The sequence below is a fragment of the Phaeobacter sp. JH20_26 genome (assembly GCF_048056275.1).
In the GTDB taxonomy this organism is placed as follows: Bacteria; Pseudomonadota; Alphaproteobacteria; order Rhodobacterales; family Rhodobacteraceae; genus Phaeobacter; species Phaeobacter bryozoorum.
Genome location: NZ_JAYMWL010000001.1, coordinates 199,276 through 225,989 on the forward strand (window position 1 = coordinate 199,276; position 26,714 = coordinate 225,989).

At 59.7% G+C, this 26,714-nt stretch carries 22 protein-coding genes; 13 read left to right on the forward strand and 9 right to left on the reverse strand.

Annotated elements, in window-relative coordinates:
* Positions 1 to 90: 90 nt before the first annotated feature.
* On the reverse strand, positions 91 to 996 hold the full coding sequence (locus tag VWY60_RS00935) for a LysR substrate-binding domain-containing protein (protein ID WP_416539660.1): 906 nt from the start codon (positions 994 to 996) through the stop codon (positions 91 to 93).
* A gap of 139 nt (positions 997 to 1,135) precedes the next feature.
* On the opposite strand from VWY60_RS00935, the gene VWY60_RS00940 reads away from it, so the two are divergent.
* The 3 genes from VWY60_RS00940 to VWY60_RS00950 all read left to right on the forward strand — a co-directional run bounded on the left by VWY60_RS00940 (position 1,136) and on the right by VWY60_RS00950 (position 4,330).
* Positions 1,136 to 2,746 (forward strand): GMC family oxidoreductase, encoded by a 1,611-nt coding sequence (locus VWY60_RS00940; RefSeq protein ID WP_416539661.1) that lies wholly within the window; start codon positions 1,136 to 1,138, stop codon positions 2,744 to 2,746.
* Positions 2,743 to 3,912 carry a mandelate racemase/muconate lactonizing enzyme family protein gene (locus VWY60_RS00945; RefSeq protein ID WP_416539662.1) on the forward strand — a complete coding sequence of 390 codons (1,170 nt, stop codon included), beginning with the start codon at positions 2,743 to 2,745 and terminating at the stop codon, positions 3,910 to 3,912. Before VWY60_RS00940 ends, VWY60_RS00945 begins: the two co-directional genes overlap by 4 nt.
* A gap of 172 nt (positions 3,913 to 4,084) precedes the next feature.
* Positions 4,085 to 4,330 carry a DUF1289 domain-containing protein gene (locus tag VWY60_RS00950; RefSeq protein ID WP_340547560.1) on the forward strand — a complete coding sequence of 82 codons (246 nt, stop codon included), beginning with the start codon at positions 4,085 to 4,087 and terminating at the stop codon, positions 4,328 to 4,330.
* A gap of 54 nt (positions 4,331 to 4,384) precedes the next feature.
* Here VWY60_RS00950 and VWY60_RS00955 read toward each other — a convergent pair whose 3' ends face one another.
* From VWY60_RS00955 to VWY60_RS00970, 4 genes are all read right to left on the reverse strand, one after another.
* Positions 4,385 to 4,858: a Dps family protein gene (locus tag VWY60_RS00955; protein ID WP_340547561.1), complete on the reverse strand. Its 474-nt coding sequence runs from the start codon at positions 4,856 to 4,858 to the stop codon at positions 4,385 to 4,387.
* A gap of 106 nt (positions 4,859 to 4,964) precedes the next feature.
* Positions 4,965 to 5,405, reverse strand: a complete 441-nt coding sequence (locus VWY60_RS00960; protein ID WP_416539663.1) for a hypothetical protein — start codon at positions 5,403 to 5,405, stop codon at positions 4,965 to 4,967.
* 141 nt (positions 5,406 to 5,546) lie between these two features.
* On the reverse strand, positions 5,547 to 6,215 hold the full coding sequence (locus tag VWY60_RS00965) for a GntR family transcriptional regulator (protein ID WP_340547563.1): 669 nt from the start codon (positions 6,213 to 6,215) through the stop codon (positions 5,547 to 5,549).
* Between the two features lie 93 nt (positions 6,216 to 6,308).
* Entirely contained in the window at positions 6,309 to 7,334 is a 1,026-nt protein-coding gene (locus VWY60_RS00970; RefSeq protein ID WP_416539664.1) for a trans-3-hydroxy-L-proline dehydratase, read from the reverse strand.
* Positions 7,335 to 7,543: 209 nt separating this feature from the next.
* Here VWY60_RS00970 and VWY60_RS00975 point away from each other — a divergent pair, with 209 nt between their 5' ends.
* From VWY60_RS00975 to VWY60_RS01010, 8 genes are all read left to right on the forward strand, one after another.
* The gene (locus tag VWY60_RS00975) at positions 7,544 to 8,170 is read left to right on the forward strand and encodes a helix-turn-helix domain-containing protein (protein ID WP_340547565.1); all 627 of its coding nucleotides are present in this window, start codon (positions 7,544 to 7,546) and stop codon (positions 8,168 to 8,170) included.
* Between the two features lie 197 nt (positions 8,171 to 8,367).
* On the forward strand, positions 8,368 to 9,954 hold the full coding sequence (locus VWY60_RS00980) for an ABC transporter substrate-binding protein (RefSeq protein WP_416539665.1): 1,587 nt from the start codon (positions 8,368 to 8,370) through the stop codon (positions 9,952 to 9,954).
* 70 nt (positions 9,955 to 10,024) lie between these two features.
* The gene (locus VWY60_RS00985) at positions 10,025 to 10,966 is read left to right on the forward strand and encodes an ABC transporter permease (protein WP_340547567.1); all 942 of its coding nucleotides are present in this window, start codon (positions 10,025 to 10,027) and stop codon (positions 10,964 to 10,966) included.
* Positions 10,963 to 11,829, forward strand: a complete 867-nt coding sequence (locus VWY60_RS00990; RefSeq protein ID WP_340547568.1) for an ABC transporter permease — start codon at positions 10,963 to 10,965, stop codon at positions 11,827 to 11,829. The genes VWY60_RS00985 and VWY60_RS00990 overlap by 4 nt, the downstream gene beginning before the upstream one ends.
* Positions 11,830 to 11,842: 13 nt before the next feature.
* Entirely contained in the window at positions 11,843 to 12,841 is a 999-nt protein-coding gene (locus tag VWY60_RS00995; RefSeq protein WP_374015656.1) for an ABC transporter ATP-binding protein, read from the forward strand.
* Positions 12,838 to 13,836, forward strand: a complete 999-nt coding sequence (locus VWY60_RS01000) for an ABC transporter ATP-binding protein (protein WP_416535386.1) — start codon at positions 12,838 to 12,840, stop codon at positions 13,834 to 13,836. Before VWY60_RS00995 ends, VWY60_RS01000 begins: the two co-directional genes overlap by 4 nt.
* On the forward strand, positions 13,829 to 15,631 hold the full coding sequence (locus tag VWY60_RS01005; protein ID WP_416539666.1) for an aminopeptidase P family protein: 1,803 nt from the start codon (positions 13,829 to 13,831) through the stop codon (positions 15,629 to 15,631). The genes VWY60_RS01000 and VWY60_RS01005 overlap by 8 nt, the downstream gene beginning before the upstream one ends.
* Positions 15,632 to 15,821: 190 nt before the next feature.
* Positions 15,822 to 17,975 carry a methyl-accepting chemotaxis protein gene (locus VWY60_RS01010; protein ID WP_340547572.1) on the forward strand — a complete coding sequence of 718 codons (2,154 nt, stop codon included), beginning with the start codon at positions 15,822 to 15,824 and terminating at the stop codon, positions 17,973 to 17,975.
* An 830-nt stretch (positions 17,976 to 18,805) separates the two neighbouring features.
* On the opposite strand, the gene VWY60_RS01015 is transcribed toward VWY60_RS01010, so the two are convergent.
* Positions 18,806 to 20,317, reverse strand: coding sequence for an oligosaccharide flippase family protein (locus VWY60_RS01015; RefSeq protein WP_416539667.1), 1,512 nt, complete (start codon positions 20,315 to 20,317; stop codon positions 18,806 to 18,808).
* A gap of 119 nt (positions 20,318 to 20,436) precedes the next feature.
* Positions 20,437 to 21,120: a sugar transferase gene (locus VWY60_RS01020; protein WP_416539668.1), complete on the reverse strand. Its 684-nt coding sequence runs from the start codon at positions 21,118 to 21,120 to the stop codon at positions 20,437 to 20,439.
* Between the two features lie 319 nt (positions 21,121 to 21,439).
* On the opposite strand from VWY60_RS01020, the gene VWY60_RS01025 reads away from it, so the two are divergent.
* Entirely contained in the window at positions 21,440 to 22,498 is a 1,059-nt protein-coding gene (locus VWY60_RS01025) for an aldose epimerase family protein (protein ID WP_416539669.1), read from the forward strand.
* 91 nt (positions 22,499 to 22,589) lie between these two features.
* On the forward strand, positions 22,590 to 23,843 hold the full coding sequence (locus tag VWY60_RS01030; RefSeq protein ID WP_416539670.1) for a cytochrome-c peroxidase: 1,254 nt from the start codon (positions 22,590 to 22,592) through the stop codon (positions 23,841 to 23,843).
* A gap of 17 nt (positions 23,844 to 23,860) precedes the next feature.
* On the opposite strand, the gene VWY60_RS01035 is transcribed toward VWY60_RS01030, so the two are convergent.
* Both VWY60_RS01035 and VWY60_RS01040 read right to left on the reverse strand, forming a co-directional pair.
* Positions 23,861 to 25,417, reverse strand: a complete 1,557-nt coding sequence (locus VWY60_RS01035) for a CRTAC1 family protein (RefSeq protein ID WP_416539671.1) — start codon at positions 25,415 to 25,417, stop codon at positions 23,861 to 23,863.
* A complete protein-coding gene (locus VWY60_RS01040; RefSeq protein WP_340547578.1) occupies positions 25,407 to 26,621 on the reverse strand; it encodes an ROK family transcriptional regulator in 1,215 nt (404 codons plus the stop codon). Before VWY60_RS01040 ends, VWY60_RS01035 begins: the two co-directional genes overlap by 11 nt.
* Positions 26,622 to 26,714 lie beyond the last annotated feature (93 nt).

Genomic DNA, 26,714 nt, shown 5'->3' on the forward strand with positions numbered 1-26,714 from the left:
CGCGCAGCGCAGCCGCCAGATCTCTCGTGATCAGGGCGCGGGATTGCCTGGTTTGGCTGGCCTGTCGGCGTGGTCTGTTTCCCGCTGACCCTAGCCCGCCGCAGGCGGTGTGGCAATCGCGGCGGCGACACGTTCGGCAGTTAGATGCGCCTGGGTTTGCAGCCAGTCGACAAGCGTGCTCACCTCAGGCCGATGGCTGTTTCGATCCGAGGGCAGCACCAGATGATGGCCATGCTGGGTCGACAGGGCAATATCGCTGGCGCGGCGCAATGTGCCGCGCTCAAGATACGGCTGGGCAAAGACATCAGCAACCAGAGCAACGCCCAGACCACGGTTGGCCAGTTCAAGTGCAATCAGCGATTGGTCGACCTTGTAGGCTGGTTCGGGGACTGTAACGCCGGGGGCGTGCAGCGCAAAGAAATGGCGCCAGGTGTCGACAACGCCGGTCATTTCGATCAGTGGCAATCTGTCCAATTCGGGGCAGGGGGAAGTGCCTAGCAGGCTGGGTGTCGCCACTGCAATGACCGTGTTCTGGAGCAGCGGCAAGACGGGGCCATCGCGCCAGCTGCCATCGCCATAGCGAATGTCGACATCTATCGATTCGCCCTGCGACAGCTCACTCCATGATGACGACAGCACCCGAAGCCGACTGGCGGGATATTGTTTTCTGTAGTCGCCCAGCAATGGCATCAGCCACAGGAGGTTCAGAGACGTGAGACAGCGCAGGGTCACCTCCTGCTCGGTCCCTTTGCCAAAGAGATTGCAGGTGGTCGCGTCAATATCGGCAAAAGCCTTGGCCACCACGGGCAGATAGGCATGTCCCAGCCGTGTGAGGCTGAGCAGCTTGTGGTCGCGGCGGAACAGCTTGTGGCCCAGCTGCGCCTCAAGCCCGCGAACCTGATAGCTGACCGCAGAAGGTGTGAGGCCCAGCTCCTCCGCCGCCAGGGTGAAGCTGCCGTGCCGCGCACTGGCATCAAAGGCACGGAGCCAACTCATCGGAGGAAGATCGCTGTACATAGGCGCAGAATACCCATGCTGCGAATTTTTTTAAGGTAGCGACGAACTATTTTTCGTTTCCGCTTTGCGATCAGCTTTGTCACGATCTGACGATAAAGACTTTGCGGACGGTCAGGCAGTGACGCGATTTGACTACATTATTATTGGCGCAGGGTCTGCGGGATGTGTGCTGGCGGAACGGCTGAGCCGCTGCGGCCGCCATAAGGTGCTTGTCCTTGAGGCTGGCGGGCGTGGGCGCTCCCCCTGGATTGCGCTGCCTCTGGGCTACGGCAAGACGTTTTTTGATCCTGCGGTGAACTGGAAATATGAAAGCGAACCCGAGGCGACGCTCGCGGGGCGGCGCGGCTACTGGCCGCGTGGCAAGGGGGTTGGTGGTTCGGGCGCAATCAATGCTCTGGTCTATGCCCGCGGGGTGCCGCAGGATTTTGACGATTGGGAGGCCGCGGGCGCGACGGGCTGGAACTGGGAGACCGTGCATCAGTCCTACAAGGCGATGGAAACCCAAGTGGCGCCCGATGGGCGGCGGCAGGGAAGCGGTGCGCTGCATGTGCAGGATGTATCGGACCAGATACACCCGGCGAACCGGCATTTCTTTGCCGCGGCGGCTGAACTGGACCTGCCGAGTACCGGCAATATCAACGATCCCGGTGGCGAAGGCGCGGCGGTCTATCGGATCAACACAAGCGGTGGTCGCCGGATGCATTCGGCGCGGGCATTTCTGGCACCCGCGCTAAAGCGGATGAATGTGACCTTGATGACCGGTGCGCTTGTGGAACGGATCATTTTTGACGGTCGGCGTGCCGTTTCGGTACAGCTACGGCGGCGCGGCAGATTGATGACGATATCGGCCGGACGTGAGATCATCCTGTCCGCCGGGGCTGTTGCCTCGCCCTGTCTTCTGCAGCAATCGGGGATCGGTCCTGCGGATCTGCTGAGCAGGCACGGGATCGAGGTGGTTCAGGAGCAGGCCCATGTTGGTGGCAATTTGCAGGACCATCTGGGGATCAACTATTATTTTCGCGCCACAGAGCCGACCCTTAACAATGTGTTGTCGCCCTTGACCGGAAAGCTCCACGCCGCCCTGCAGTATGCGATACGCCGCACGGGCCCGCTGGCGCTGTCGGTGAACCAATGCGGCGGGTTTTTCCGCAGTGCGCCGCATCTGGGCCGCCCTGACCAGCAGCTCTATTTCAATCCGGTGACCTATACCACTACGCCTGACGGCAAGCGTGAGGTGATCCAGCCGGATCCGTTTGCCGGGTTCATTATCGGCTTTCAACCCGCCCGTCCGACCAGCAGGGGCCGGATCGACATTCGCAGCGCCGACCCAACTGCCGCTCCGCTGATCCAGCCCGGTTCTCTCGCGACTGAGGAAGACCGCGCGCAGGTTATGGCAGGGGGGCTGCTCTGCCAGAGGTTGGCAGGCACATCGGCATTGACCCGGCTGATCGAGGCTCCAATGGGGCCTGATCTGCGGCAGATGACAGATGCCGACATCCTGTCGGATTTCCGCGAACGCTGTGGCACGGTGTTTCATCCGGTCGGGACCTGCCGTATGGGGGCGGATGCAAGCACCGCCGTTGTCTGCCCCAAGCTGAAGCTGCACGGGTTTGACGGGCTGCGGGTCGTGGACGCCTCGGTCTTTCCCAATATCACCTCGGGCAATACCAATGCTCCGACTATGATGCTGGCCCATCGGGCGGCTGATCTTATTCTGGAGGCCGGATGAATACGCCCTATTCAGCCTCGGGTGCGGTGCCGCTGCAGGATGATCGCGGACAACAGGACATCGGGCCGCGCATTTGCCGGATTGAGACATTCTGCACGCCCTTGGTGGGGTTTGTCCGGGTTACCTCGGAGGATGGCCAGCAGGGTTGGGGGCAGGTTTCGACCTATAACAGCGATCTGACCTGCGAGATCCTTCATCGGCAGGTGGCGCCCTGGGCCTTGGGCCGGGGTATGGATGCACTTGAGGCGGTGATCACCGAGATCCCGCTGCGCGAGCATAAATATCCGGGAACCTATCTGCGGCGTGCGATGGCGGGCTTTGATACGGCGGTGTGGGATTGGCGCGGCCGGGTGGCCGAAAAACCAGTGGCGGTGTTGCTGGGCGGGTCGCCGGGTCCGATCCGGGCCTATGCCTCTTCGATGCGGCGCGATATCACACCACAGGACGAGGCGGACCGGCTCAAGGCCCTGCGTGACAGCCACGGGTTTGACGCATTCAAGGTGCGGGTCGGCGCCGAATGCGGCGAAGACCGGGATGAATGGCCGGGGCGCACGGAGACGATCATTCCGACGATCCGGGCAGTATTGGGAGATCAGGTCTCCCTGCTGGTTGATGGCAATTCCGGGTTTTCCCCGAAACGCGCCATTGAGGTAGGTCAGCGCCTGCAGGACCATGGGTATGAGCATTTCGAGGAACCCTGCCCCTATTGGATGCTGGAGCAGACGGCGGAGGTGACCCGCACGCTGGATCTGGATGTGGCGGGCGGTGAGCAGGATTGGGATTTGCAGGTCTGGCGTCGTATGATCGAGATGCGCGCGGTTGATATCATCCAGCCGGATATCCTGTATCTGGGCGGGATGACGCGAAGTATGCAGGTTGCGCAGCTGGGTGCGGCGGCGGGGCTGCCCTGCACGCCGCATTGCGCGAACCTGTCTCTGGTCACCCTGTTCACGATGCATATGCTCCGCGCCGTCGATCTGCCCGGGCGTTATCTGGAATTCTCTATCGAGGGCGATGACTATTATCCCTGGCAGCGGGATCTGTTTGTCACTGATCCATTCCGCATCGACAACGGTCAGGCGACGGTCACTGATCAGCCCGGCTGGGGGATCGAGATCAACCCGGAGTGGCTGTCAAAGTCGACATATAATTGTAGCGAGATTTAGATGTGCCCTGTGCGCTTCTGACGGCCGGTTGGTTCGGCGTCAGGGCGCTACCGAGCTGGCGCGCGAGTGGGGGTGTCGAGAAATTGACAAAAATACTCGTCTTTGCGGTTGCAGAGTGACCCGTGTCGCCCCATTTGTGGGCCAAGATGCCCGGTAACGCATAAGGTTCGATATGCCCAAGACTCCCAGCCCCTGCATTGATGTCTGCAAATTCAAGCGTGAGGGACATTGCATCGGCTGTTCGATGACCAAGGCCCAGAAGTCGCTGTTCAAAGCGTTGAAGAAAGACAGCCACAGGCGCGCGTTTGTCAGGATGCTGACCGCGCAGCAGGGCCAGCTGGGAAAATACACGCATTGGGACCTTGCCTACCGCAAGAAACTGGCAAAACGAAAAATCGCGGCAGAGGAGATCCTCTGACCGCGATTATATGTCTTTGCCGGTCTGGGTTGTTCACCCACCGCCGTTGTCGTGTCAGCCCGCCAGATGCGAGCGCAGGAACCAGGCAAATTTTTCATGGGTCTGGCCGCGTGCAATGCACAGATCCTCGGTCAGCGTATCACCATGATCGGCGGCTAGCGCACCACAGCCTGCAAGGGTCGCTGCGAGGGTTTCCTGCGCCTCCATCATGATCCGGATCATTTCCTGATCGGTCGCATGGCCGTCGTGTTCGGCAACTTTGGAGCGTTTCAGCATCCCGGCCAACGTGCCCTCGGCATGGGCATCCAGTGCACGTACGCGTTCGGCAAGGTCGTCCTGCCCCAGAAAGTGATCTTCGTAGATCTTCTGGAACAGATCATGCAGCGGGCCGAATGCCATGCCCTTGACGTTCCAGTGGAAATTCTGGGCCAACATCGTGGTGACAGCGGTTTCTGCCACGGATTGGTTCAGAGCATCGGCGATTGCGGTTTTGGCATCGGTCGAGAGTGCAGCAGCGGTCTGTGTCATCATGTTCCCCATTGTTCCATAAAATAGCTGGCTGGCAGGAAGCTGGCTTGCTGTGACATACAACATAGCCATCCGGGGGCATATGGCAAGAGTTTTTAGAACGATTCTAAAACTTAGGAAATTGCTCGGAAATACGGCGCAGAAGAAACCCGATGTAGCGCCGCCGCGCCGGGTCGATTTGCGACCGCAGCAAGAAACCGAGGCTGTCATAATCCTGTGCTGATACACAGGACAGGCAGCGCATCACCCAAGCTTCGTCGAACGAGACCTCTGCCGTGCCGGGGCGAAACCATTTGATTCGACGTGGCATTGCCTCTGGCAGGCATTTCACAAAAGTATCGACATAGGTGCGTCTGGCGTCCTCTCCATCGACACAGAGCAGCGCGCAGGCTTCGAACAGATCGGTCCGCGCAGCGGCGCGGCAGCCCATCGCCGCAAGACGCAACGTATTGAGTGCATTATATTCCTGCTCATCGAGCAGGGGGATACTGCGCAACCGGTCAGGGGCCGTCACCTGCGGCAGGGACAAGGTCTGCACTGGCATCATGGGTGATGAATCCGTCTATCTAGAGGGGCACTCGGGCACCCCGGTCAATTCCTGACTAAATATATTGGTTTTATGGGCGCTCACAAGAGATGAACAGGCGCGCCAGTAAAATTCGCGCTGTATGCCCTGCGGCGTGCGGTATTAGCTGCGGTTCTCCGCAACCAGCGCCAGCAGCTCTTCCTTGGTGCGGGAAATATGTCGGGTCAGGGCGTCGCAGGCGGCCTCGACATTGCGGGCCTGCGCCAGTGCGAGGAGGTCGCGATGCTCGGCCTTGGCGGGTTCGCGCTGTTTCATCACGCTGAGATGCATGCGCACAAACCGGTCGGAATGAAGGCTGAGCCCCTGTAGCATTTCATTGGTCAGCTTACGTTCGGCAGCAGCATAGAGCGCAGAGTGGTAGCGGTGGTTCAATGCGCCCCAGGTTGCCACGTCATCAGCATCATAGGAGGCGTCCATTTCATCCAGGATCTGGCTGCATCTTGCGAAGTCAGTGCTGGTCATCGCAGGGATCGAGCGACGGAACAGATCGACCTCGACCAGGATGCGCAGATCAAAAATCTCCGCGATTTCGCGCAGAGAATGTTTGGTGACTGTTGCCCCGCGGTTATTCGCAAAAAGGACCAGCCCCTCGGCATCGAGCCGTTTCAGAGCTTCGCGCACCGGCATCCGCGAGACATCGTATTCCTCTGCCAGTGCCTCCTGGCGGATCGGTTCACCTTCGGCAAGTTCACCACTCAGGATACGCTCGCGCAAATCGGCGGCGATCACGTCGGGGAGGGTGCTGCGGGAGATGGCGCGCTTGGCTGCCATGGGAGCCTCATGGGTCGGGGTTACGTAGGTGCCAATCTGGCGGTTGTTGTTCGGGTGTGCCCTGCCGGGAAGCGCGGATCAAGGGGCAGGGCATCACGCCCCCCAGGTGTCGCTCAGCCTGTAGCCACCGGGCCAGGGGTCATCGGGGTCCAGCATGTGCTGATGTATTCCCGTGATCCAGCCACGACCACTGATTTCCGGAATGATGGCGAGCTGGCCTCCGACGGTTGTCTGGTCGGTGATCCGGCCCTTGAAACTGGAGCCAATGATCGACACTGCCTCAAACTCCTCATCTGCGGTCATTTCCCCTTTGGCCAGCATCAGGGCCATTCGGGCCGATACTGCGGTTCCGGTGGGTGAACGATCCACCTTGCCGGGCTGGATGGCCACGGCAGAGCGACTGCGCCACCCGATGTCGGTGCGCTCCAGCGGGCCGCAAAATGCACAGAAGGAAATATGCGACCAGTCGGGATTGTCTGGATGGCTGAAACCCAGCTGCTCATTTGCCGCATCCAGAATGCAGGTTCCGATCTGCGCTAGGGCCTTGGCCTCTGCGTCGCAGATTGTCAGATCCAGATCGGCGGCCTGTACGACCACAAAACTATCGCCGCCATAGGCCGTATCCACATAGAGCGTACCGATCCCCGGGACATCCAAGGCAACGCCAATTGCCCCTGCAAAACTGGGAACATTGCGGACAAATATCCTCTCAGCTTTGCCATTTCTGCATTCGGCGCGCACCTTGACCAGCCCCCCTGGCGCTTCCAGCGTCAGATGCGTTTCCGGTTCCTGCATGGGCAGAATGCCCCCATCCAGCAGCACGGTCGCAACGCAGATCGAATTCGATCCGGACATCGGCGGCGTGTATTCCGGTTCCATAATGATAAACCCCATGTCGGCGTCGGGATGTTTGGGGGGCACCAGCAAATTGACGTGCCGGAACACGCCGCCGCGGGGTTCATTGAGGACAAAGTTGCGCAGGGTCTGGTCCTGCGCGATGAATGTGCGCTGATCCCAGAGTGTGGCGCCCGGCGGCGGTGCCACGCCGCCGACGATGACATCACCCACTTCGCCCTCGGCATGGGCGGAAATGACATGTACGGTCCTGGTGCTGCGCATCTCGGTCTCCTGCGGTTCCGGCGGGCTTGGGGCGGGCTGAAAGGCGGTCAAGCCAATCGATCGCCTGTTTCTGATGTAGCACTACAATAAATTTTAGTATATGTTTTCCTGAAGCCCACATCACAGATCATGACCAAACAGGTTCGGCTGGTTGGATGGGTCACTTTGGTCAGCGCGGTGTCGGGCTGCCGGAATTTCAGGATACGGATATGGACGCCTCAGAAACGCGCAAGACAGAGACCATAAAGGCAGGCGCCAGCAAGAAAACGCGCAAGAAGGACAATTCCGAGCAGCTTGGACACGCGATCCGCCGCCGCCGCAAGGCGATGGGGATGACAATGGTGCAGGTTGCCGAGGACACTGAACTGACGCCCGGATTCATTTCTCAGGTTGAGCGGGGCATCAGCACGCCCTCGCTGTCCTCGCTGTTGTCCATCGCTGCCGCCCTACAAACCAGCGTAGAGCAGCTGTTGAGTGTTGAGGAAGAGTTTAGAGAGTATATCCATAAGGATAACCGGCAGACCTACGCTCTGGGAACCAACGGAAGATTGTATGAGAAGCTGGGGCCGGGGTTTTCCGGCGCGCTCTGCTACCCGTCGATCATTCACCGCCCACCTGGTCATGTCTCGGAGAAGATGTGCCACGAGGGCGAGGTGTTCTGCTACCTGATCTCGGGGCAGCTCGAATATCATCTGGGGGATTCGGTGCATATCATGTCGCCGGGGGATACGGTTCACCATGACTGCTCGAAGCCGCATTATTCGATCGTTTTGAGTGACGAAGAGGCGGTTGAACTTTGGGTGAGCACCATGCCGATGAAGAGCTCTGCCCGCTGAAGGATCAGGCGCAAATGCGCATATCTCTACCCTCCGGCCTTGGGGCTGATGCGGCAAGTTCGGCGTCCATCTGCAGTTGAGCTACCGGAGATTTCTACCGCAATCAGAACTTTTGCTAAAAATAATTTTAGTAATTTTAAAACCCACGCTATGCTTCTCCACATGAGACGGAGAATCGATCTGGGAGGATCTCACAAATGACAAGAAAACTGGTGGCGGCCGCAGCTGCCCTGACCACGGCACTGACCGTACCGGCGCTGGCGCAGGATCGCGGCGGCGTGCTGAACTTTGCCCGTTACGACGGATCGACCTTGATCGACCCGATCTATGCGGATCGCAATCCGGATATCTGGATGGTTGGCAGCCTGTTCGACACGTTGCTGCGCCCCAGCGACGATGGAAATTCGGTCGTTCCTGGCCTCGCCGAGACATATAATGTCTCTGAAGATGGCACCACGGTGACCCTGACATTGCGCGACGGGATCAAATTCTCCGATGGCACACCGCTGACCGGAGAAGACGTGGTGTTTTCGCTGGATCGTGCTCGCAATGCTGATCTGAGCCCGTGGGCGGGTCTCCTCGGTACATTGGATACAGTTGCCAATAGTGAAAACGAGATCACCCTGACCCTCTCGGCACCGGATCCGACGATCCTGTCGATGCTGGCAACCTTTACCACCGGCATCGTGTCCAAAGCCGCGTTCGAGGCCGCCGAAGGCGCAACGGATCAGGAGAAGTCAGCCGCCATCTTTGCTGCAAAGAGTGCGGGCGTTGGCACTGGCCCCTTCTATCTCTGCGGGTTTGAGCAGGGCACATCGATGGATTTCTGCGCCAATGAGCACTACTGGCGCAGTGGCTCGGACGGCAAACCGCTGCCCTATCTGGACGGTGTGCATTTCGAGATTATCCCCGATGATGCCACCCGTATCCTGAAGCTGCAGGCCGGTGAGATGGATGCGGCGGAATTCATCCCGTTCTCGCGTGTGGCCGAGCTGGAGGCGGATCCGAACATCGATATGAATCTGTTCCCCTCGACCCGGATTATCTATTCGCCGATCAATACCCGCCCGACGCGGGCAGATGGATCGCCCAATCCGCTGGCGGACGAGCGGGTGCGTCAGGCGCTGAACTATGCCACCAATAAACAGGCCCTGATCGGGTTGGTGCTGCAGGGGGCCGGCAAGCCCATGACCTCGCCTCTGATGGCGGCGGCGACCCAGCTGGCGACATCGACTGATCCGCTTTATGGCTATGATCTGGACAAGGCAAAGGCCTTGATTGCCGAGGCCGGTCTTGAGCCCGGGACCGAGATCACCTTTACGACGCTGGCCGGATCGGCGGATGACAGCACCATTTTTGCAGCACTTCAGCAGATGTGGGCGCCTTTGGGCATCGAGCTTAAGGTGGAGCAGGTCGACAATGCCACCCGTGGCGCGAAGAACCGGTCGGGTGAATTTGATATCCATACCTATGGGTGGGTCAATGATGTGAATGACCCAAGTCAGGTCACTGGTTGGCTCGGTTACTTCCCCACTGCGAAGGCCGTCGGCACAGGTTGGGAGAACGAGAAGTTCAACAGCCTGTTTGAGGCCTCGGCAACGGAAATGGATCCGGGTGCGCGTGCTGGTCAATATGCCGAGATGCAGTCGATCTATGCCGAGGCGGCGCCGCTGCTGTTCATGTACGAGACCCCGTTTGCGGTGGCCCTGTCAAAGAAGGTCAGCGGCTACGTGCAGACACCGCTGGGCAACAACCTCTTTGAGGAAGCGTCGGTCAGCCGCTGATCAGTTTCGCCCTGCAATGTAAAAGCACCGTCAGCCCTAGGGCTGGCGGTGCAGACGAACGGATGCCGGAATGGCCACTATTCAATATATTCTCAAGCGCCTGTTGCTGATGGCCGTGACCTTTTTTCTGGTCATGATCATCATCTTTCTTCTGGTGCGCCTATTACCCGGAGACCCGGCAATCGCCATCGCGGGGGACCGCGCGTCGGATGCTGATCTGGCCGCTATTCGCGAACGGCTGGGACTGAATCAGCCGCTGGTGGTCCAGTTCTGGCAGTTCCTGTCCAATACCGTGCAGGGGGATCTGGGGCGCTCGATCCTGATGCGAGCGCCGGTGATAGATGTGATCGCCAGCCGCCTGCCGACGACCCTGTTTCTTACGGTTTATGCCGTGGCATTGTCGGTGCTGATCGCGGGGCCGCTGGCCTTTGTTGCGGCACTGAACCGGGGGCGCTGGCCCGATGCGGTGATCCGCACCGTCTTTCAGGTCGGCCTGTCCATGCCGGTGTTTTATATCGGATTGATCTTGCTGACATTTCTAGCCGCGCAGCTGCGCTGGTTCCCGGTTGGGGGCTATGGCGACAGTTTTTCCGAGCGGCTCTACCATCTGTTTTTACCATCGGTGGCAGTGGCGCTTTATACCTCTGCGATCATCATGCGGAATCTGCGGTCGGCCATCGTTGAGGTGGTGGATGCGGAATATGTTGAATTTGCCCGTGCCAAGGGACTGTCGGCCTGGCAGATCCTGGGGCGGCATGTGTTGCGCAATGCGCTGATTTCCACAGTCACGCTGCTTGGCCTGTCCATCGGCAACCTGATGAGCGGAACCCTGGTCACCGAAACGGTGTTTGCGGTGCCGGGCGTTGGCCGGTTGATGCTGGAGGCAATCTTTGCCCGTGATTATCCGCTGATCCAGGGGCTGACCCTGACATTTGCAGTGCTGGTGTCGATCGTGTTCCTGATGACCGATCTGATCCAGAGCGCCCTAGACCCGAGGATGCGTCTGACATGACCGATGCCACAGTTCTGTCGCCCGAGGCGACGCGACCGCAGCAGAGCCGGTGGAAGATCGCGCTGCGCAAACCGGGGTTCATGATCGGTGTCGCGATTATCGCAGCCTCGACGCTGCTGGCTATCGCGCCGGGCCTGTTCGCCCCATATGATCCCAATTTCATCGATTATAACGCGGTGCGGCAGCCGCCGAGCTGGGCGCATCCTTTCGGCACCGATATGCTGGGGCGCGACAGCCTCAGCCGGGTGATCTCTGCCTATTCAGTGAATATGCAGATGGCCGTTCTGGCCACGGTCTTTGCCATGCTGATCGGGGTCACGGTTGGTGCGTTGGTGGGCTATTATCGCGGCATTGCCGATATGATCTTTGGTCGGGTCGTGGATGCCGTCATTACCTTCCCGTTTCTGGTCCTGGTGATCGCGGTTGTTGCGGTGCTGGGGCCGGGGCTTGTCAATATGTATATCGCCATCACGGCGGTGGGCTGGGTCTACTACGCCCGGCTGATGCGCGCCGAGGTGATCACCCAGATGGGCAATGACTATGCGGCGGCCGGAATTGTCATGGGATATTCTGACCGGCGCGTGATCTTTCGCCACCTGCTGCCCAATGCGATCACCCCGGTGATTGTCTACTGGATGACCGATATGTCGCTGGCCATTCTTCTGGGATCATCGCTTGGATACCTCGGTTTGGGGGCGCAGCCACCGCAGGCTGAATGGGGTGTCCTGATTGCCGAAGGGCGCAATTTCATCACCACGGCCTGGTGGCTCAGTCTGATGCCGGGCATCGCCATCGTGCTGACCGGGATCGGGTTCTCGCTGATCGGCGACGGGCTGGCCGATCTGTTGCGGCCTCGCGGTTAAGGGGAAAGAGAGTATGAGCATGAAAGAGACCCAGCCGATACTTGAGGTCCGTAACCTCTGTACGACGTTTCGACGCGGCGGTGTGATGCTGCCTGCGGTCCGCGATGTCAGCTTTGATGTGCGACAGGGTGAGGTTCTGGGGCTTGTCGGCGAAAGCGGCTCGGGGAAGAGCGTCACGCTCAGGTCGATCCTGGGGCTGACCCGTCGCCATGGAGAGGTCACAGGCGAGGTGCGCTGGCAGGGGCGGGATATTTCCCGCCTGTCGGATCGGCAGCTGCGCCAGGTGCGCGGCGGTGAGGTTGCAATGATCTTTCAGGAGCCGATGACGTCGCTCAACCCGCTATTGACCGTGGGCCTGCAGCTGACCGAGACACTGAAGGCACATACCGATCTGCCGCGTGCGGCGCGTCGGGACCGGGCGGTCGAGATGCTGGATCATGTCGGTATCCCGGCGGCTGCCTCTCGGTTGCAGGATTATCCGCATCAGTTTTCGGGCGGGATGCGGCAGCGGGTGATGATTGCCATTGCGCTGGCGGCGCAGCCGAAGCTTTTGTTGGCGGATGAACCGACCACAGCGCTGGATGTTACCATTCAGGCGCAGATCCTTGATTTGATCCTGCGCCTGTCTGAAGAGATGAACATGGGCGTGATCCTCGTTACTCATGATCTGGGGGTCGTTGCGCAGACCTGTGAGAATGTTGCGGTGATGTATGCTGGGCGGATCGTCGAGCAGGGGGCGGTGCGGCAGGTGCTGCGCACGCCGCGCCATCCCTATACGGCCGGATTGATGCAGTCGGTGCCACAGGATGTGCCGCCACGGACGCCGCTTTACTCTGTGCCGGGTACGCCACCTAGTCTGGAGATGCTGCCGCGAGGCTGTGCCTATGCGCCCCGTTGCGACGCACGGACTGAGGCCTGCCTGAATGCGCGCCCGCCGTTGGAGGCGATCAGTGCCGGGCGTCGCGCGGCCTGTTTCAATCCGGTTCCCGCGGTCCAGGGAGAGGTGGCATGACTGATCCGGTGATGGAGATCGACAATCTCAGCCTGACGTTTCATCTGCCGCGCAGCCTGATTGATGTGATGCGCAAGCAACCCGGTCGCGCCGTACGCGCGCTGAACGGCGTCAGCCTGGCGCTGAGGAAGGGAGAAACCCTAGGTGTTGTCGGAGAATCGGGGTGCGGAAAATCGACATTGGCGCGCTGCATCGTCCGGCTTTACGAGCCGCAGGGTGGCAGCATTCGCCACCATGGGCAGGATATATTCGCCGACGGCGCGCGCAGCGACCGAAGCTATAACCGGCGCGTGCAGATGATGTTCCAGGATCCCTATTCGTCGCTCAACCCGCGTATGACCTGCGGTCAGATCCTGAGCGAAGCCTTGCAGGTCCATAAGATGCGCCCCTCCGACGAGATCCCGACACGAGTCGCGGAGCTGCTGGATTTGGTGCGGCTGCCCGCAGATGCGGCGCAGAAACTGCCGCATGAGTTCTCCGGTGGCCAGCGTCAGCGGATTGCCATTGCCCGTGCGCTGGCGGTGGAGCCCGAGGTGCTGATCGCCGATGAGCTGGTATCGGCGCTGGATGTCTCGGTTCAGGCGCAGGTGGTGAATCTTCTGCTGGAGCTGCAGGAGCAGCTGGATCTGACCATCCTGTTTGTCGCCCATGATTTGCGGCTGGTGCGCCATGTTTCCCACCGTGTCGCAGTGATCTATCTCGGCCGCATCGTGGAAATCGGCGACAGCGAGCGCCTGTTTGCCAATCCGGCGCATCCGTATTCACAGGCGTTGCTGAGTGCGGCCCCGTCGCTTGATCCCGATGACAAAGGGGATGCGATCCGGTTGGAGGGAGAGCTGCCGTCGCCGCTGAACGTGCCGCCAGGGTGCCCGTTCCATGTGCGCTGCGCCCACGCTTCGGAAATTTGCAGGCGGGATGTCCCGCACCTGCGTCCTCTTGGCGACCGTGGCGAGGTCGCCTGCCATCTTGCGGAAGAGATCAATCAAAATGGATGACATGTTGAGCGGCCCACCTGCCGCCGCCCGCATTGCCGATCTGCGCCGCGAGCTGCGTGCCCGCGATCTGGATGCCTTCATTCTGCCCCGGTTCGACGCGCATCAGGGGGAATATGTGGCTCCCCATGACGAACGCCTTGCCTATATCACAGGTTTTACCGGATCGGCCGGGATGGCCATCATCACGGCTGAGACCGTCGCCGTGTTTGTGGATGGCCGCTACACCGTGCAGGTCGCAAATGAATGCTCAGGACCGCTGTTTTCGCGGCTTCACATTTTTGAACAGCCACCGGAAGACTGGCTGGGCGCGGTTGCGCAGGCAGGCTGGCAGATCGGGTTCGACCCGATGCACCTGCCACCCGGCTGGTTCGATCGGTTTGCCGCATCCGCTGTGCAGGCCAGTGCGACGATGTTGCCGCAAGGCGACAATCCGGTGGATGCGATCTGGTCGGACCAGCCGCCAGCGCCGACCGGGCGGATCAGCGTTTTTCCGATGCAATGGGCCGGGCGGAGCAGTGCCGAGAAATGTGCGGATCTTGCAGCATATCTGAGCGAGCAGGACGCCGCATGTCTGGTTGAGACACAACCTGACAATATTGCCTGGCTGCTGAACGTGCGTGGGGATGACGTGGCCTTCAACCCGATGCCGCAGTCCTTTCTCATTGCCGAGAGAAACGGGACGGTCACTTGGTTCGTTGATCCGGCCAAGCTGGATGATGAGATCAAGGATCACCTGCCGGACATCGTGACCGCCCAGCCAGTCTCGCAGTTTCTGGGCGCTCTTCAAAACCGATGCAACGCCGGAGAACGGATCCTGTTTGATCCGGATTTTTCGCCGGTTGCGGTGCGTCATACTATTGCCGACGCCGGGGCGATTGCGGCTGCGGTGGCCAGTATATTGACCCGGACCAAATCCGTTAAGAATCCGGTCGAAATCGCCGGTCTGCATGATTGCCATCTGGAAGACGGGGTGGCATGGGTCGAGTTCTCGGCCTGGTTGGCGCAGACGGTTCCTGCGCGCGCGGCGGCTGGTGAGCCGGTGACCGAGCGTGAGGCGGAAGCACAGATCCTGTCCTGCCGACAGGCGCGTCCGGGTTTTCTGACCGAGAGCTTTCAGACGATCTCAGCCGCGGCAGGCAATGCTGCAATGTGCCACTACGCGGCCACCAACGGGCGTAATGCTCCGATAATGCCACAGAATCCCTATCTGCTGGACAGCGGCGGCCAGTATGACACCGGGACCACCGATGCCACGCGCAGCTATGCCTTCGGGATGCGCCCCGACGGCTATGACCGGGCGTATACGGCGGTGTTTCGCGCGTTCCATGCGCTGGCCACGCTGCGGTTTCCCCGGGGTACGCAGGGCCATCATATAGATGCGGTCTGTCGGCGACCGCTCTGGGATCTCGGCTTGGATTACGACCATGGCACCGGTCATGGCATCGGACATCGGCTCTCGGTGCACGAGCACCCGCAACGCATCGGCAAGCCCTATAATCCGGTGGATCTGGTGCCTGGCATGGTTGTGTCGATCGAGCCGGGCTATTACGAGGCCGGGCGTTTTGGCATCCGGATTGAGAACATCTTTGAGGTTATTGAAGAAAGTGATGGGTTCCTCAGCTTTCGCAATATGACGCTTGCACCAATACAAACCGACATGCTGATCCCGGCAGATCTGAGTGAGGACGAACGCTGTTGGCTGAATACGTATCATCAGGATGTGCTGCAGCGGTTATCGCCCTTGGTCAGCGATGCAGCGGGCCGGTGGTTGTCGGCGGCGACGGCCCCGATCTAGAGGTCTGTCTCTCGCTTTGCTGCGCGGCGGCCAGTCCTCGTTCGGGGCTGGCCTAAAATATATCTTCAATCTAATTGAAAACTGCTGGGTAAACCGGTTGGGGGACTGCCCCCGGCGCGGTGGGTCAACACTTTGTTCAGGCGAATATGCGAGAGGTTGTGCAAGACGAGCCTTCCAAGTGGAGATATGAATGCCAGCTCTGTTCAACACAATATCAGGCAAGCTACTTGCCGCGACCACGGTTGCAATTACCGGGCTGATGCTCTGCTTCAGCGTATTTACGGCCCTCAATGAATCTGCACAGGTCAGGGAGCGGGTATTGGAGGGCGCGTCGCAGCGTGCCTCGGATATCGCGCAAAGCCTGTCGTCTCAACTGGTCGAAGCGACCTCAGCTGCGGCGGCACTAGGCGGCGCGCTATCCGGATATATCGAAGATGGCGAGGCAACCACCGCCGATCTGATCAAGATCATGGAAGGCGTCCCCGGCCGCTATGATCTTGTATTCTCTTCCTGGATGTCAGCGATTCCGGACGGCGCCACCGAAGATTTCATTACCGGTGAAGAGGGACGAAATGCCGATGGTATCTTTGCCGCCTACTGGACCAAAGCGGAGTCCGGCGGGCTGAATTTCGAGACGTTCAACGTTGATCCCAATGACACATCCGAGTGGTATCGCCTGCCGATCGACAGTGGCGAGAGCGTCATCACCGAACCTTATCTCTCAAATGAAAACCGCCTGCTGACATCGGTGTCGGTGCCTGTGAATGCACAGGGCCAGATCGTCGGTGTTGCCGGTGTCGATATCGTGCTCGATAATCTCGGTGATTTTGTCCGGGGGCTGTCGGTTTATGAAGGCGGCAGTGTGATGCTGCTGGGCCAGGGCGGCAAATGGTTGTCACATCCTGACCCGGAAATGCTGATTCAGGCCTTTGAAGGGGAAGAGGTGGCAGATTTCCAGGCCGCTGTCGAAACCGGAGAGGTGCAGATTGTTTCGGATCGCGCTGATGGGTCGACACGCCTGTTCTTTCCTTTCACCGCCTACGGCATGAACAAGACCTGGGTTGTCGTCTTGGATGTGCCACGCCATGTCTTCGTCAACCCGGTAAAGGCAAGCATCTACGAACAGCTGATCGCCAATGTTCTCTTGCTGGCGCTGACGCTGGCCACCATCTTCTTCTCGGTGCGCTCGCTTGTCCGGCGTCCCCTGGGGCGAATGCTTGGGGTCATGAAGGATCTTACCGCCGGGAAGGTGCATCAACCCGTTGATATTCCAAAGCGTAAAGATGAGATCGGGGCGATGGCCCTGTCCATCGAGACCCTGCGCCAGGGTTTGGCATCCAAGGAGGAGCTGGAAGCAAATCAGCTGCGCGATCAGCAGCAGCAGCAGGCGGTTGTTCAGGCCCTTGCCCAGAATTTGCAACAGCTGGCTTCCGGGCGGCTGGATGTCAAAATCCACGATGAAATGCCCAGCCAGTATGAGGGGCTGCGCCAGGACTTCAACAATACTGTTGAACAGTTGAGCAAGCTGATCACCTCGGTCAATGACTCGGCACGTTCGATCGATACCGGATTGACGGAGATTTCCTCGGCAACCAACGATCTGTCGCAGCGCACAGAACAATCCGCGCTTCAGCTGGAAGAGACTGCGGCGTCGCTGAGCGAACTCACGCAGAACGTCCAGCATGTCGCCAGCGGCGCGCGCGAAACTGAGGCATTGGTCACATCCGTGAATCAGAGTGCAACAAACAGCTCCGCGGTTGCCCGGGAGACGGTTGATGCGATGGATTCGATTGCCGCCACCTCTGAGCAGATCACCCGGATCACCGGTATGATTGACGATATCGCGTTTCAGACAAACCTGCTTGCCCTGAACGCCGGTGTTGAAGCCGCGCGGGCTGGCGAAGCGGGTCGCGGGTTCTCGGTGGTTGCCGCCGAAGTCCGCAGTCTTGCGCTGCGTTCGTCTGAATCGGCGCTAGAAATCAAGAAGCTGATTACCGCCTCCGCAGCGCAGGTGGCCCATGGCGTGGATCTGGTCGGCAGGACCAATTCCTCTCTGGAGACCATTATGAATGCCATTGGCAGCATTTCGGAACATGTTGGCGATATTGCCAAACAGGCCGACGAGCAATCCAGGGGCATTTCGGAGTTGAATGGCGCGATGAGCACACTGGAAGCTGCCCAGCAGCAGAATGCCGCCATGTGCGAGGAGACCGCCGCCGCCTGCAGTTCGCTGGACCATGAGACAACCAATCTGTCGCGGCTGGTCACAGCCTTTCAGACTGGAGATGCTGGCCGCCAGCCCGTGCAGAGTGCGCAGCACCACAGTTATACGGCTGCGGCCTAGGGCGCTGACTTAGACTGCTCTGGAGGCGCGAGCGTCACTGGGTGTCCAGGCGGGGCCGGTGAGTCCGAGAGTAGCTCCACCAAATGCTTGAGAGCCACCACTCCTTTGAGTGGTGGCTCTCGTCTTTGATGTCTGCTGTTGCTGCCGGTGATGGCCCCGTGTCGGATCTTTGGGTCATTCCTGAGCTGGATGGTTTGCAGTCCGGCAGCGTTTCCGTGATCTGAGTTTCCCGCAATCAGCGAGGTCGCAAGCATGACACGCTAACGCCAACTCTGGTTGATTGAATTGGTTTGTTGCGGGGCGGCGCAAAGCAGGTTTGACGATCCAGATCCCTATCATGCCGGGTAGTGGTGCAGCACCCGATTGAGATCATTCAGTCTGGAGCATCCATTGTCCGCTACCCATCGGCATGCAAACGACCAGCGGATGTTTGATCCTGACGGGGCGACGATCCTGAGCTGGCTCGCGGTCTGTTGGCATCCCTGCGGTGGGAGCGGCGCCAACCGGAAGCCTGTCAAAGCAGATGGGCGGGTGTTGCTTCAATACCGCGCGGCTCTTTCAGCGGTTTCCATGGTTCTGGGCGGCAAGGCAGCCTCTGCTTCCTGAGTGTCCGATGCTGCACTGTATCGCCTTTGACCATGGTACCGGCTTTTGTCCGCTGCGCGCACCTAACGGCCTAGCTCCTCGAAACCTCGACATGGCGTCATGAGATGGCTGGCGTCCGCTGGAGAGGTGCTGCGGATCATAGTTTGGCTGCGAACGCCGGTAGGCCTGCGACTGGAGATGCGGGTGCAAATCAGAATGCTGACGGCAGTCGCCGGTGGAAACGTCTACTGGTGAGCGCCAGGTTCAACCGGATCGCGATCTCTTCTGTTGCGGATCTTTCCCAGGATTTGCTGCAAGCGGTCGCCGCCCACGAGGAGGATCATGATCAGATAGGTGGGGATTGCGACCGCAAGTTGAGCCATAAGCTGTGGAGTGCCATACATCGGCGGCCCCAACTCACGTAGCGCGAAGAGCGCAATGGACATCATTGAGACAGAAATCAGCGCGGGGCGCAGTGCATCGAAGATATAGGTTGTCGCCGAGATTTCGAGGGTTTTCAGAGTTTTGCGCGTGGCGACCGGCCAGAGCAAGAAGGAAATGCCAACCAATGCGGACATGATCCTGTTCAGACCCTCCGGGGCCAGCAGCAGGATCGCTGCAAATCCAGACAGGCTGACGACACATTCGAATCCGAACCACCAACGTGCATGACCGGAGAACCTGAGCAAAGAGGCCTGCATGACGCCGATACTCATCATCAGGCTGAGCATTGCAAAACACTGGAGCGGGTAGATCGCAGCGAGCCATTTGCTGCCAAAGACGAAGGGTATCGCCGTTGGGGCCACAATGATGAAGCCGATGAACAGCGGTAAGGCGGCGGTTGCAGCGGCGAAGCTGCTGAGGATAAACGCTTCCCGCTGTTGTTCTTTTTCAGTTTGCAGACTGGCAAATAGGACCCTTGTGACAGGCAAGAGCGTGCCAATGGTAAGCTCCTGCAGGATTTCACACATTCTGCGGGCGAAAAAGAAGATGCCGAGCACTGCTGGGCCGGCGACGATCCCGAGCAGGATCTGGTTGATCTTGGTCGGTTCGATCATCCGGCCACCCATCGTCAACAGGGTAAAGCCGCGCAGATCCGTCAAAGCGGCCCTCGAGAGCTGTAGCCCAGGGCGCCAGCCAGCGGCCCAGTAGGAGACGACGCAGCCGACAATCGCGGTAATGACCTGCGCCCAGACCAGTGCCCAGATGGCATATCCTTGCAACACGAGCAGCAGGCAACCTGCCGCGCCCAGCCCATTTGCAAGGGTTGTCCGCAACGCAATATGACGAAACTCCATCCGCCGGTTCACCAGTGCCGCGGGAATATTTCCAAGTGATACAAACAGGATACGGAGCGACAGCACCGGCAATATGATCGCAAGTGCCTCGAGTTTGGTCCAGGACGCGATCATCGGCGCACAGAGAACCAGGATCGCAATAGTGGCAAGTGCGATCACCATCGTCAGCCAGAATGCGCTGTCCAGATGGCTCTGCCTCAGGTCGCTGCGTTGAATGATGGCGTCTCCAAGCGGCAGCGGCACCAATGTCATGACCCAGATGACGATCGAGGTGGCCAGAGCCACGGCGCCAAAATCGGCGGGCTCCAGCAATAGAGAGGTCACCAGGAACACAACCACGGTCAAGCCGTTGCTGACCATGATGTTGACGAAGGACCAGAACACGCCAATCAGCGCCAGGCGGCCGCGGCCCTGCGATATATGGCTGAGTGTCGAAGCATCGGTATTGCTGTCGTGCATTCTGTTGGTCCCGCTTTTGCAGTTAGGGAGCATAATCTGCCGCGGCTGTCACCCTTGGTGCAGACTCTGATCCCTATCGCCGTTGGCTGAACGTTACCGCAGAGGGCTTAATGGCCCGTTTACCGTCCGGTGCGCGCAATGACTGAGCGGCCGGTCAGCAGGATCAGTTTGATATCAAAGCCGAATGTCCGCCGCTTCAGGTAATCAACGTCAAAGGAGACCCGATCAGCATAGCTGACATCGTTGCGACCTGATACCTGCCACAGCCCGGTGATTCCCGGTCTTTGGCTCAGATATGCAGAAGCGGCTGGACCATATCTGTGCAGTTCGCAGCGCACGATCGGGCGCGGCCCGACAAAGCTCATATCACCGCGCAGCACGTTCCAGATCTGTGGCAGCTCATCGAGACTGCTGCGGCGGAGGAACAGGCCAAAGCCCGTGACCCGTGGATCGCGGCTGAGCTTGCGGTCGCGGGCCCATTCGCTGGCCGCTTGGGCGTCCGACTTGAGATGCTCGGACAGAATATCCTCCGCGCCGTGGATCATGGTACGGATTTTCCAGCAGGTGAAGGGTATTCCGTCCTTGCCGATACGAGTATGACCGAAGAACCCTGGCCCGCCATCGCGCCGGCTGATGAGCCAGAGGAGCGCGATAACCGGGGCGAGGGCGGGCAGAAGAGCCAGCGCAAGTGACATATCAAGAAGGCGCTTTCCGATTCTTGCATAAATATCGAAGCGCGGTTCTGCCGCCTGACCGCCGCCTGATGGCGCCCGCAGGTGGTCAAAATTCGTAATGTCGCTCATGCCTTACCCCGATTTTCAGCCTCGCGGTGTCGACATTTATGTCGACAGGGTCGCTGGCCGATTTTCTGGCTGCGATCTCGTCCGCCTTTCCTAAGATTTGATTCAAATTCGTGGCAAGATTTTGTCGTAAACAAAGTCATGCTGGGGCGTTCTAAAGATGGGGTATGCAGATCGGCAGCCAGGCTGAACAAGCGTTCCCGAGCTGGTGATGCGGCCGAACAGTTGAATTGACAGCCGCCGTTCGGCGTATTAATTTGATCGGTGAAATAAATATCATCACCAGGACTTCCGGGGTTCTGCACCCAAAGGACGCCCCTGTATGCCATCATCCAGCCAGCCTCGCTCCAGAGCCTTACAGCAGCACTCGCATCTGCGGGACGATGCTGACGAGAGATTGCGTTGGCTCGATCTGGAAAATGATCATCTGCGGCTAAGGGTGATGAACCTTGGCGCTATAACGGCCTGGCTGGATCTGCGCGATGGTGAAACCTGGCAACCCATGGTGCTGGGATATGCCGATATGACGGCCTATCTGGGGGATCCGTATTATCTGGGTGCCATTGTTGGCCGGGTGGCCAATCGGATTGGCGGGGCGGGTTTCCACCTCGCGGGTCGCGAGGTTTCTCTTAATGCCAATGAAGGGAGCAACCAGCTTCACGGCGGCGCGCAGGGGCTTGGACGGGTGTTCTGGGATATGCGGCGGCTGGGGGCCGGGGCGGTTGAATTGCGCCACTTCTCCGCGGATGGTGAAAACGGCTATCCGGGCGGTGCCGATATCCGGCTTAGGATTGCCGTGTCCGGCACAACGGTCAGCTATGACATGACAGCTTCGGTGGACCAACTCACCCCGATTAGCTTGGCGCAGCACAACTATTATACGCTTGGTATCAAGGGCGATATCTGGGGGCACCGCCTGCACAGCAGCGCCGAGAGCTATCTGCCGCTGCGCCGGGATGGGGTGCCTACGGGCGAAATTGCACCAACTAGCGGTACCAGATTTGACTATCGCGCTGGCCGGAGCTTTGCCGCGCTGGATCCAGAGCGGCTTGGCACGGATATCCATGTGAATTTCCCCCCGAACGCTTCGGGTGATATGCGCGAGGTGGCCCATCTTGGCGCCTCCAATGGTGTTGTCATGCGGGTTTTTTCAGATCAACCGGGTGCGCAGATTTACACGGCGAGTCATCTGAACAGTTCCTGCGCCGCGCGGGATGGACAGCGGTTGGAACCATTTTCTGCCGTCTGTATCGAGCCGCAGGGTTTGCCAGATGCTGTAAATCAGCCCCATTTCCCGAGTGTTCTGGTGGACCCCGGTCATTCGTATCGTCAGAAGTTGCTGCTGAAATTTTCCGTAGCGGAGAGGGAGCAAGATGGCTGAATACCGGCGTCGATATCGCCTGTGTGGCGCGATTGCGATCTGCATGACGAACGCGACCTTCGCCTGTGCTGGTAGCGCTGAGGAGCAGTCCATGAATTTGGATCTGGGGCCGCGGCCAAGCTTTGCCGCGCAGATACAGGCAGAGGTCGAGCTGGGCCAACTGCTGTTTTATGATCCCATTCTATCGGGCAACCGCAACATCAGCTGCGCCAGCTGCCATCATCCACGGTTTGGCACAGGTGACGGCGTCTCCCTGTCGCTGGGCGAGGGCGCAACCACGCTTGGCCCTGAGCGGCGCGCGGATCCGGACAACCGTCCTGAACAGCGTATTCCACGTAATGCGCCTGCGCTCTGGAATCTTGGCGCTGATGATATGGATGTGATGTTCCACGACGGGCGACTGGAGGCTGACCCCGCATATGGGTCGGGTATCCGCACGCCGCTGGAAGGTGATATGGTCGCAGGATTCGATTCCGCGCTGGCCGCACAGGCGATGTTTCCGGTGCTTTCGGCAGATGAGATGGCTGGCCACTACGGCGAAAATGATGTCTCGCGCGCGGTACGTCTGGGTCAGCTGAGCCATCCCGGTGGGGCATGGGATATCATCGCGGGCCGGGTCGCAGAGATCCCCGAATATCGGCAGCGTTTTGATGAGATCCTGGGAGCGGCAGAACCCATCCGCTTTACCGATATCGGCAATATGCTGGCGGCGTTTATCCGGTTTGAATGGCGCGCTGATGACAGCCCGTTTGATCGTGCTCAGCTGCATGGAGAGGCCCTGCCCACCACAGCAGCAAGGGGGCAGGAGCTTTTCTACGGGAGCGCCGGATGCAGCCAGTGCCATACAGGCTGGTTGCAGACGGACAATAGGTTTCATGCAATCGCGATGCCGCAGCTTGGTCCGGGCAAGGCCGCCCGATTTGAAACCCACGCCCGCGACGAGGGGCGGTTGCGGGTGACTGGAAATCCGGATGACGCTTACCGCTTTCGCACCCCGTCGCTGCGCAATGTCGCGCTGACAGAGCCCTATGGGCATAACGGCGCCTATGCCACTTTGGAGGCTGTTGTGCGTCACCATCTGGATCCCGTCGCGGCGCTGATGTCTTATGATCGCAGCCAGGCGGTCTTGCCCGGTCTTGATGGGGTGTCGGATTGGGCGGTCATGGATGATCCGGTCGAGCTGGAGCGTATCGCGGCAGCGAATGATCTGGATCCGATTGCGCTAAGTGACGGGGATATTGCCGATCTCGTGGTCTTTCTGGAAGCGCTGACAGACAGTGCCGCAGCCAAGGGGCGGCTTGGGGTGCCGGATAGCGTTCCATCGGGCCTGCCGGTGGAACGCTGATCTACCGGTCCAGGAGTTTATTGTGTTCGGGTAAGATGCTGGTTGGGCGTGATTTCTTGCCAGATTGTGGTTTCCCCATCCGGCCAGATAATGCGCAACCGCAGATCATCGCTCTCTCCCAGACCGAAGTGCAGATCCCCGGCCGAGCCGCCCGCATGGCCGCCGCCGACAGTGACCTCGCGGGTGTGTATCCTTATGCCTGTGTCCAGCTCGACGAAGGCACCAATTGCCTGCGTGTTCGGGGCAGTGCCCTTGAGTGACAGGCTCAGCCAGTTTCCGGATGGGCTGGTGGTGTTCTGGTAGAGTTCCATTGGCGCGCGCCGGTTGATCACGGCAAGGTCAAGCTGCCCATCGAGATTGAGATCGCGCAGCACGGCGCCGCGAGAACGTTCCATGCTGGCAATACCCGCAGCGGTGGCCATGTCGGCAAAACGCCCATCTGCCCCTTGGATCAACAGGGTATTCGGGTCGCGCATGGCGGCATCGGGCATCTGTTCGACATTTCCCTTGGTGACAAAGATATCGTCATGCCCATCGTTGTTCACATCGCCAAAATCCGCGTGCCACCCGGTGGATGGTCGCCCGTCACCGCCGCTGGTTGGGCGGTGGGCGGTGGTGCCGTAATCATAAGTCACATCGCGGTAGGCGGGGCCGGTGCCGCTTGGATCAAACAGCTGTAGTTTCTGATCTCCCATCGAGGTGAGGTAGACATCCGAAAATCCGTCACCGTTCAGATCGCGAGACGCTATCCCCATCCCCCAGAGGTGAAAGGGCAGCCAGCCGTCGTCCTGCTGGTAGAGCTTTGGCGGCGTGGTCATTTTCCACATCTGCTCCTGCCCACCCCGGACATAGTAATGTCGGTCGTTGCTGATCCGAAGATCGGCCCGACCGCGGGCGGTTGCCCCAACGCTTCGGTGCCAATTGGTGAACAGCATGGACAGCGCGCAGTACCCTGGCTGGAGCCGGATGGCCGGGCCGTAGCGGTCACCATCGGGCCGATACAGCAGTGTGTCGTCACAGGCCTCAAACGGACCCTCGGGGTCGCTGCGGTCGACATAGGTGCCAAAGGCAAGCGTCGGCAGCTGAGCGCCCGGCTCCCAGGTGGCCGAAAACGCGGTGGTCCAGTGGTCACCACTGGTAAACCCCAGACCATCGAAGGGTTCGAACTGACAGTTCCCGGTTCCACGCAGCAGCTGATCCGCGCCAACGCGCAGCAGGGCAAGATCGAGAATACCGTTACCATCAATGTCGAGCGGGTAGACGCTGGTGACACCTGTCTGTGCGAGGGCGGCCGGTGTAGCGGATGCAAACCGCAGCGTGGCGCCTGGTGCCTCGCTCTGGTTGATCATAAGCTGAACCGGGTTGCTGCCGCCCGCCGCCAACAGATCAGGGAATTTATCGTCGTTGCAATCCAGCGAGGCGAGCCCCCCGCCCACGAAATGCTCCCAGCCGCCATCATAGACATGCGCGGGAACTGGTTGGGAGCGGAACACCGGAGGCTCGGGGATGTCCGCCAGCGCGATCTGCGGCAGGAGCCAGATCGGCGCGAGGATATATGAGAGTTTATCCCGCATGGCTGGCAACTTCGCGGATGGTCAGTGCGGAGACTTCTTCAATCGCATAGGCGGCGGCCCCTTTTGCCCACATCTTGTTGCCCCAGCCATGGACGCGCACTTCGGGCAGGGGGCCGTCCACCTGAACCACCCAGCGGCGCATTTCCTCCACCACTTTGTCGGAGGACAGGTAGCCAAAGGCCAGCTGCGCACCCGCCAAAACGATCATCTGCGGGTCGAATATATTGACGATATTGGCCAGTCCCATGGCAAACATGCGCCCGGCGCGGTCAAGGATGGATTGCGCCATGGTGTCGCCGTCACCGACGGCAGCATAAAGCGAGGCGAGATCCTTGTGCCGTTCGACGCCACTGGTGATATTCGCCTCGCGCAGCAGGGCGTAGTCGCCGACGTAAGCTTCCAGACAGCCGCGCTGGCCGCATTGGCACAGCGCGCCTTCGAGCTGCACCTTGATATGGCCAAATTCTGCGCCGCAGCCGCGCGCGCCGCGATAGATCTGATTGTCGATGACGATGCCCATGCCGACACCATGTTCGACGGTCACCACGACAAAGTTGCTGCGGGTGTCACCTTCACCGAAGAGATGCTCAGCCTTGGCGACCAGATTGGCGTCGTTGTCGATAAACACCGGCATGCTCAGATAGCTGCCAAGAAGGCTGCCAAGATCGATATTCCGCACGTTGAGCGACGATGACCAGTAGATGAAATTGCGCTCGGCATCCATAACGCCGGCCATGCCAATGCCAACTCCGGAGATGTGCGCGCGGGTGAACCCGCCCTTAGCGCAGCTCTGGTCCAGGGCTTCGACAATTTTCTCGCAAAGGGCCTCTGGCGACATCTGACCGCCACGCAGGGGCATTTCGTGGCTGACCAGCTCTGTGCCTTCGAAATCGGTGATCAGGGTCGTGATGGCGTGATGCGACAATTTCAGCCCGGCGATTCGATGGGCGCTGCCGCAGATTTTGAGGGCGACCCGTGGGCGGCCGCGTTTGGCACCGCGCGCTGTATCCGGGCTGACTTCCTCGATCAGCCCTGCGGCCAGCAGTTCGGCGGTGATCGCCGTGACGGTGGCGGGGCTGATGCGGGTGGCCTGAGCGATATCGATTCGTGCGATTTGCCCTGCGGCCCGGATGGTATCGAATACCTGAAGGCGACTGCTTTCACGCAGTTCGCCGGAATGTGAAAGCCTGTCCGATTTAACCACCGTATTTCCCCCTTATTATCAGGCGACTTATCGCAGGAAAGCGCTGCCCGACAAGATATCTGGCCTCATGATACATTATTTAATTTGAGTTTC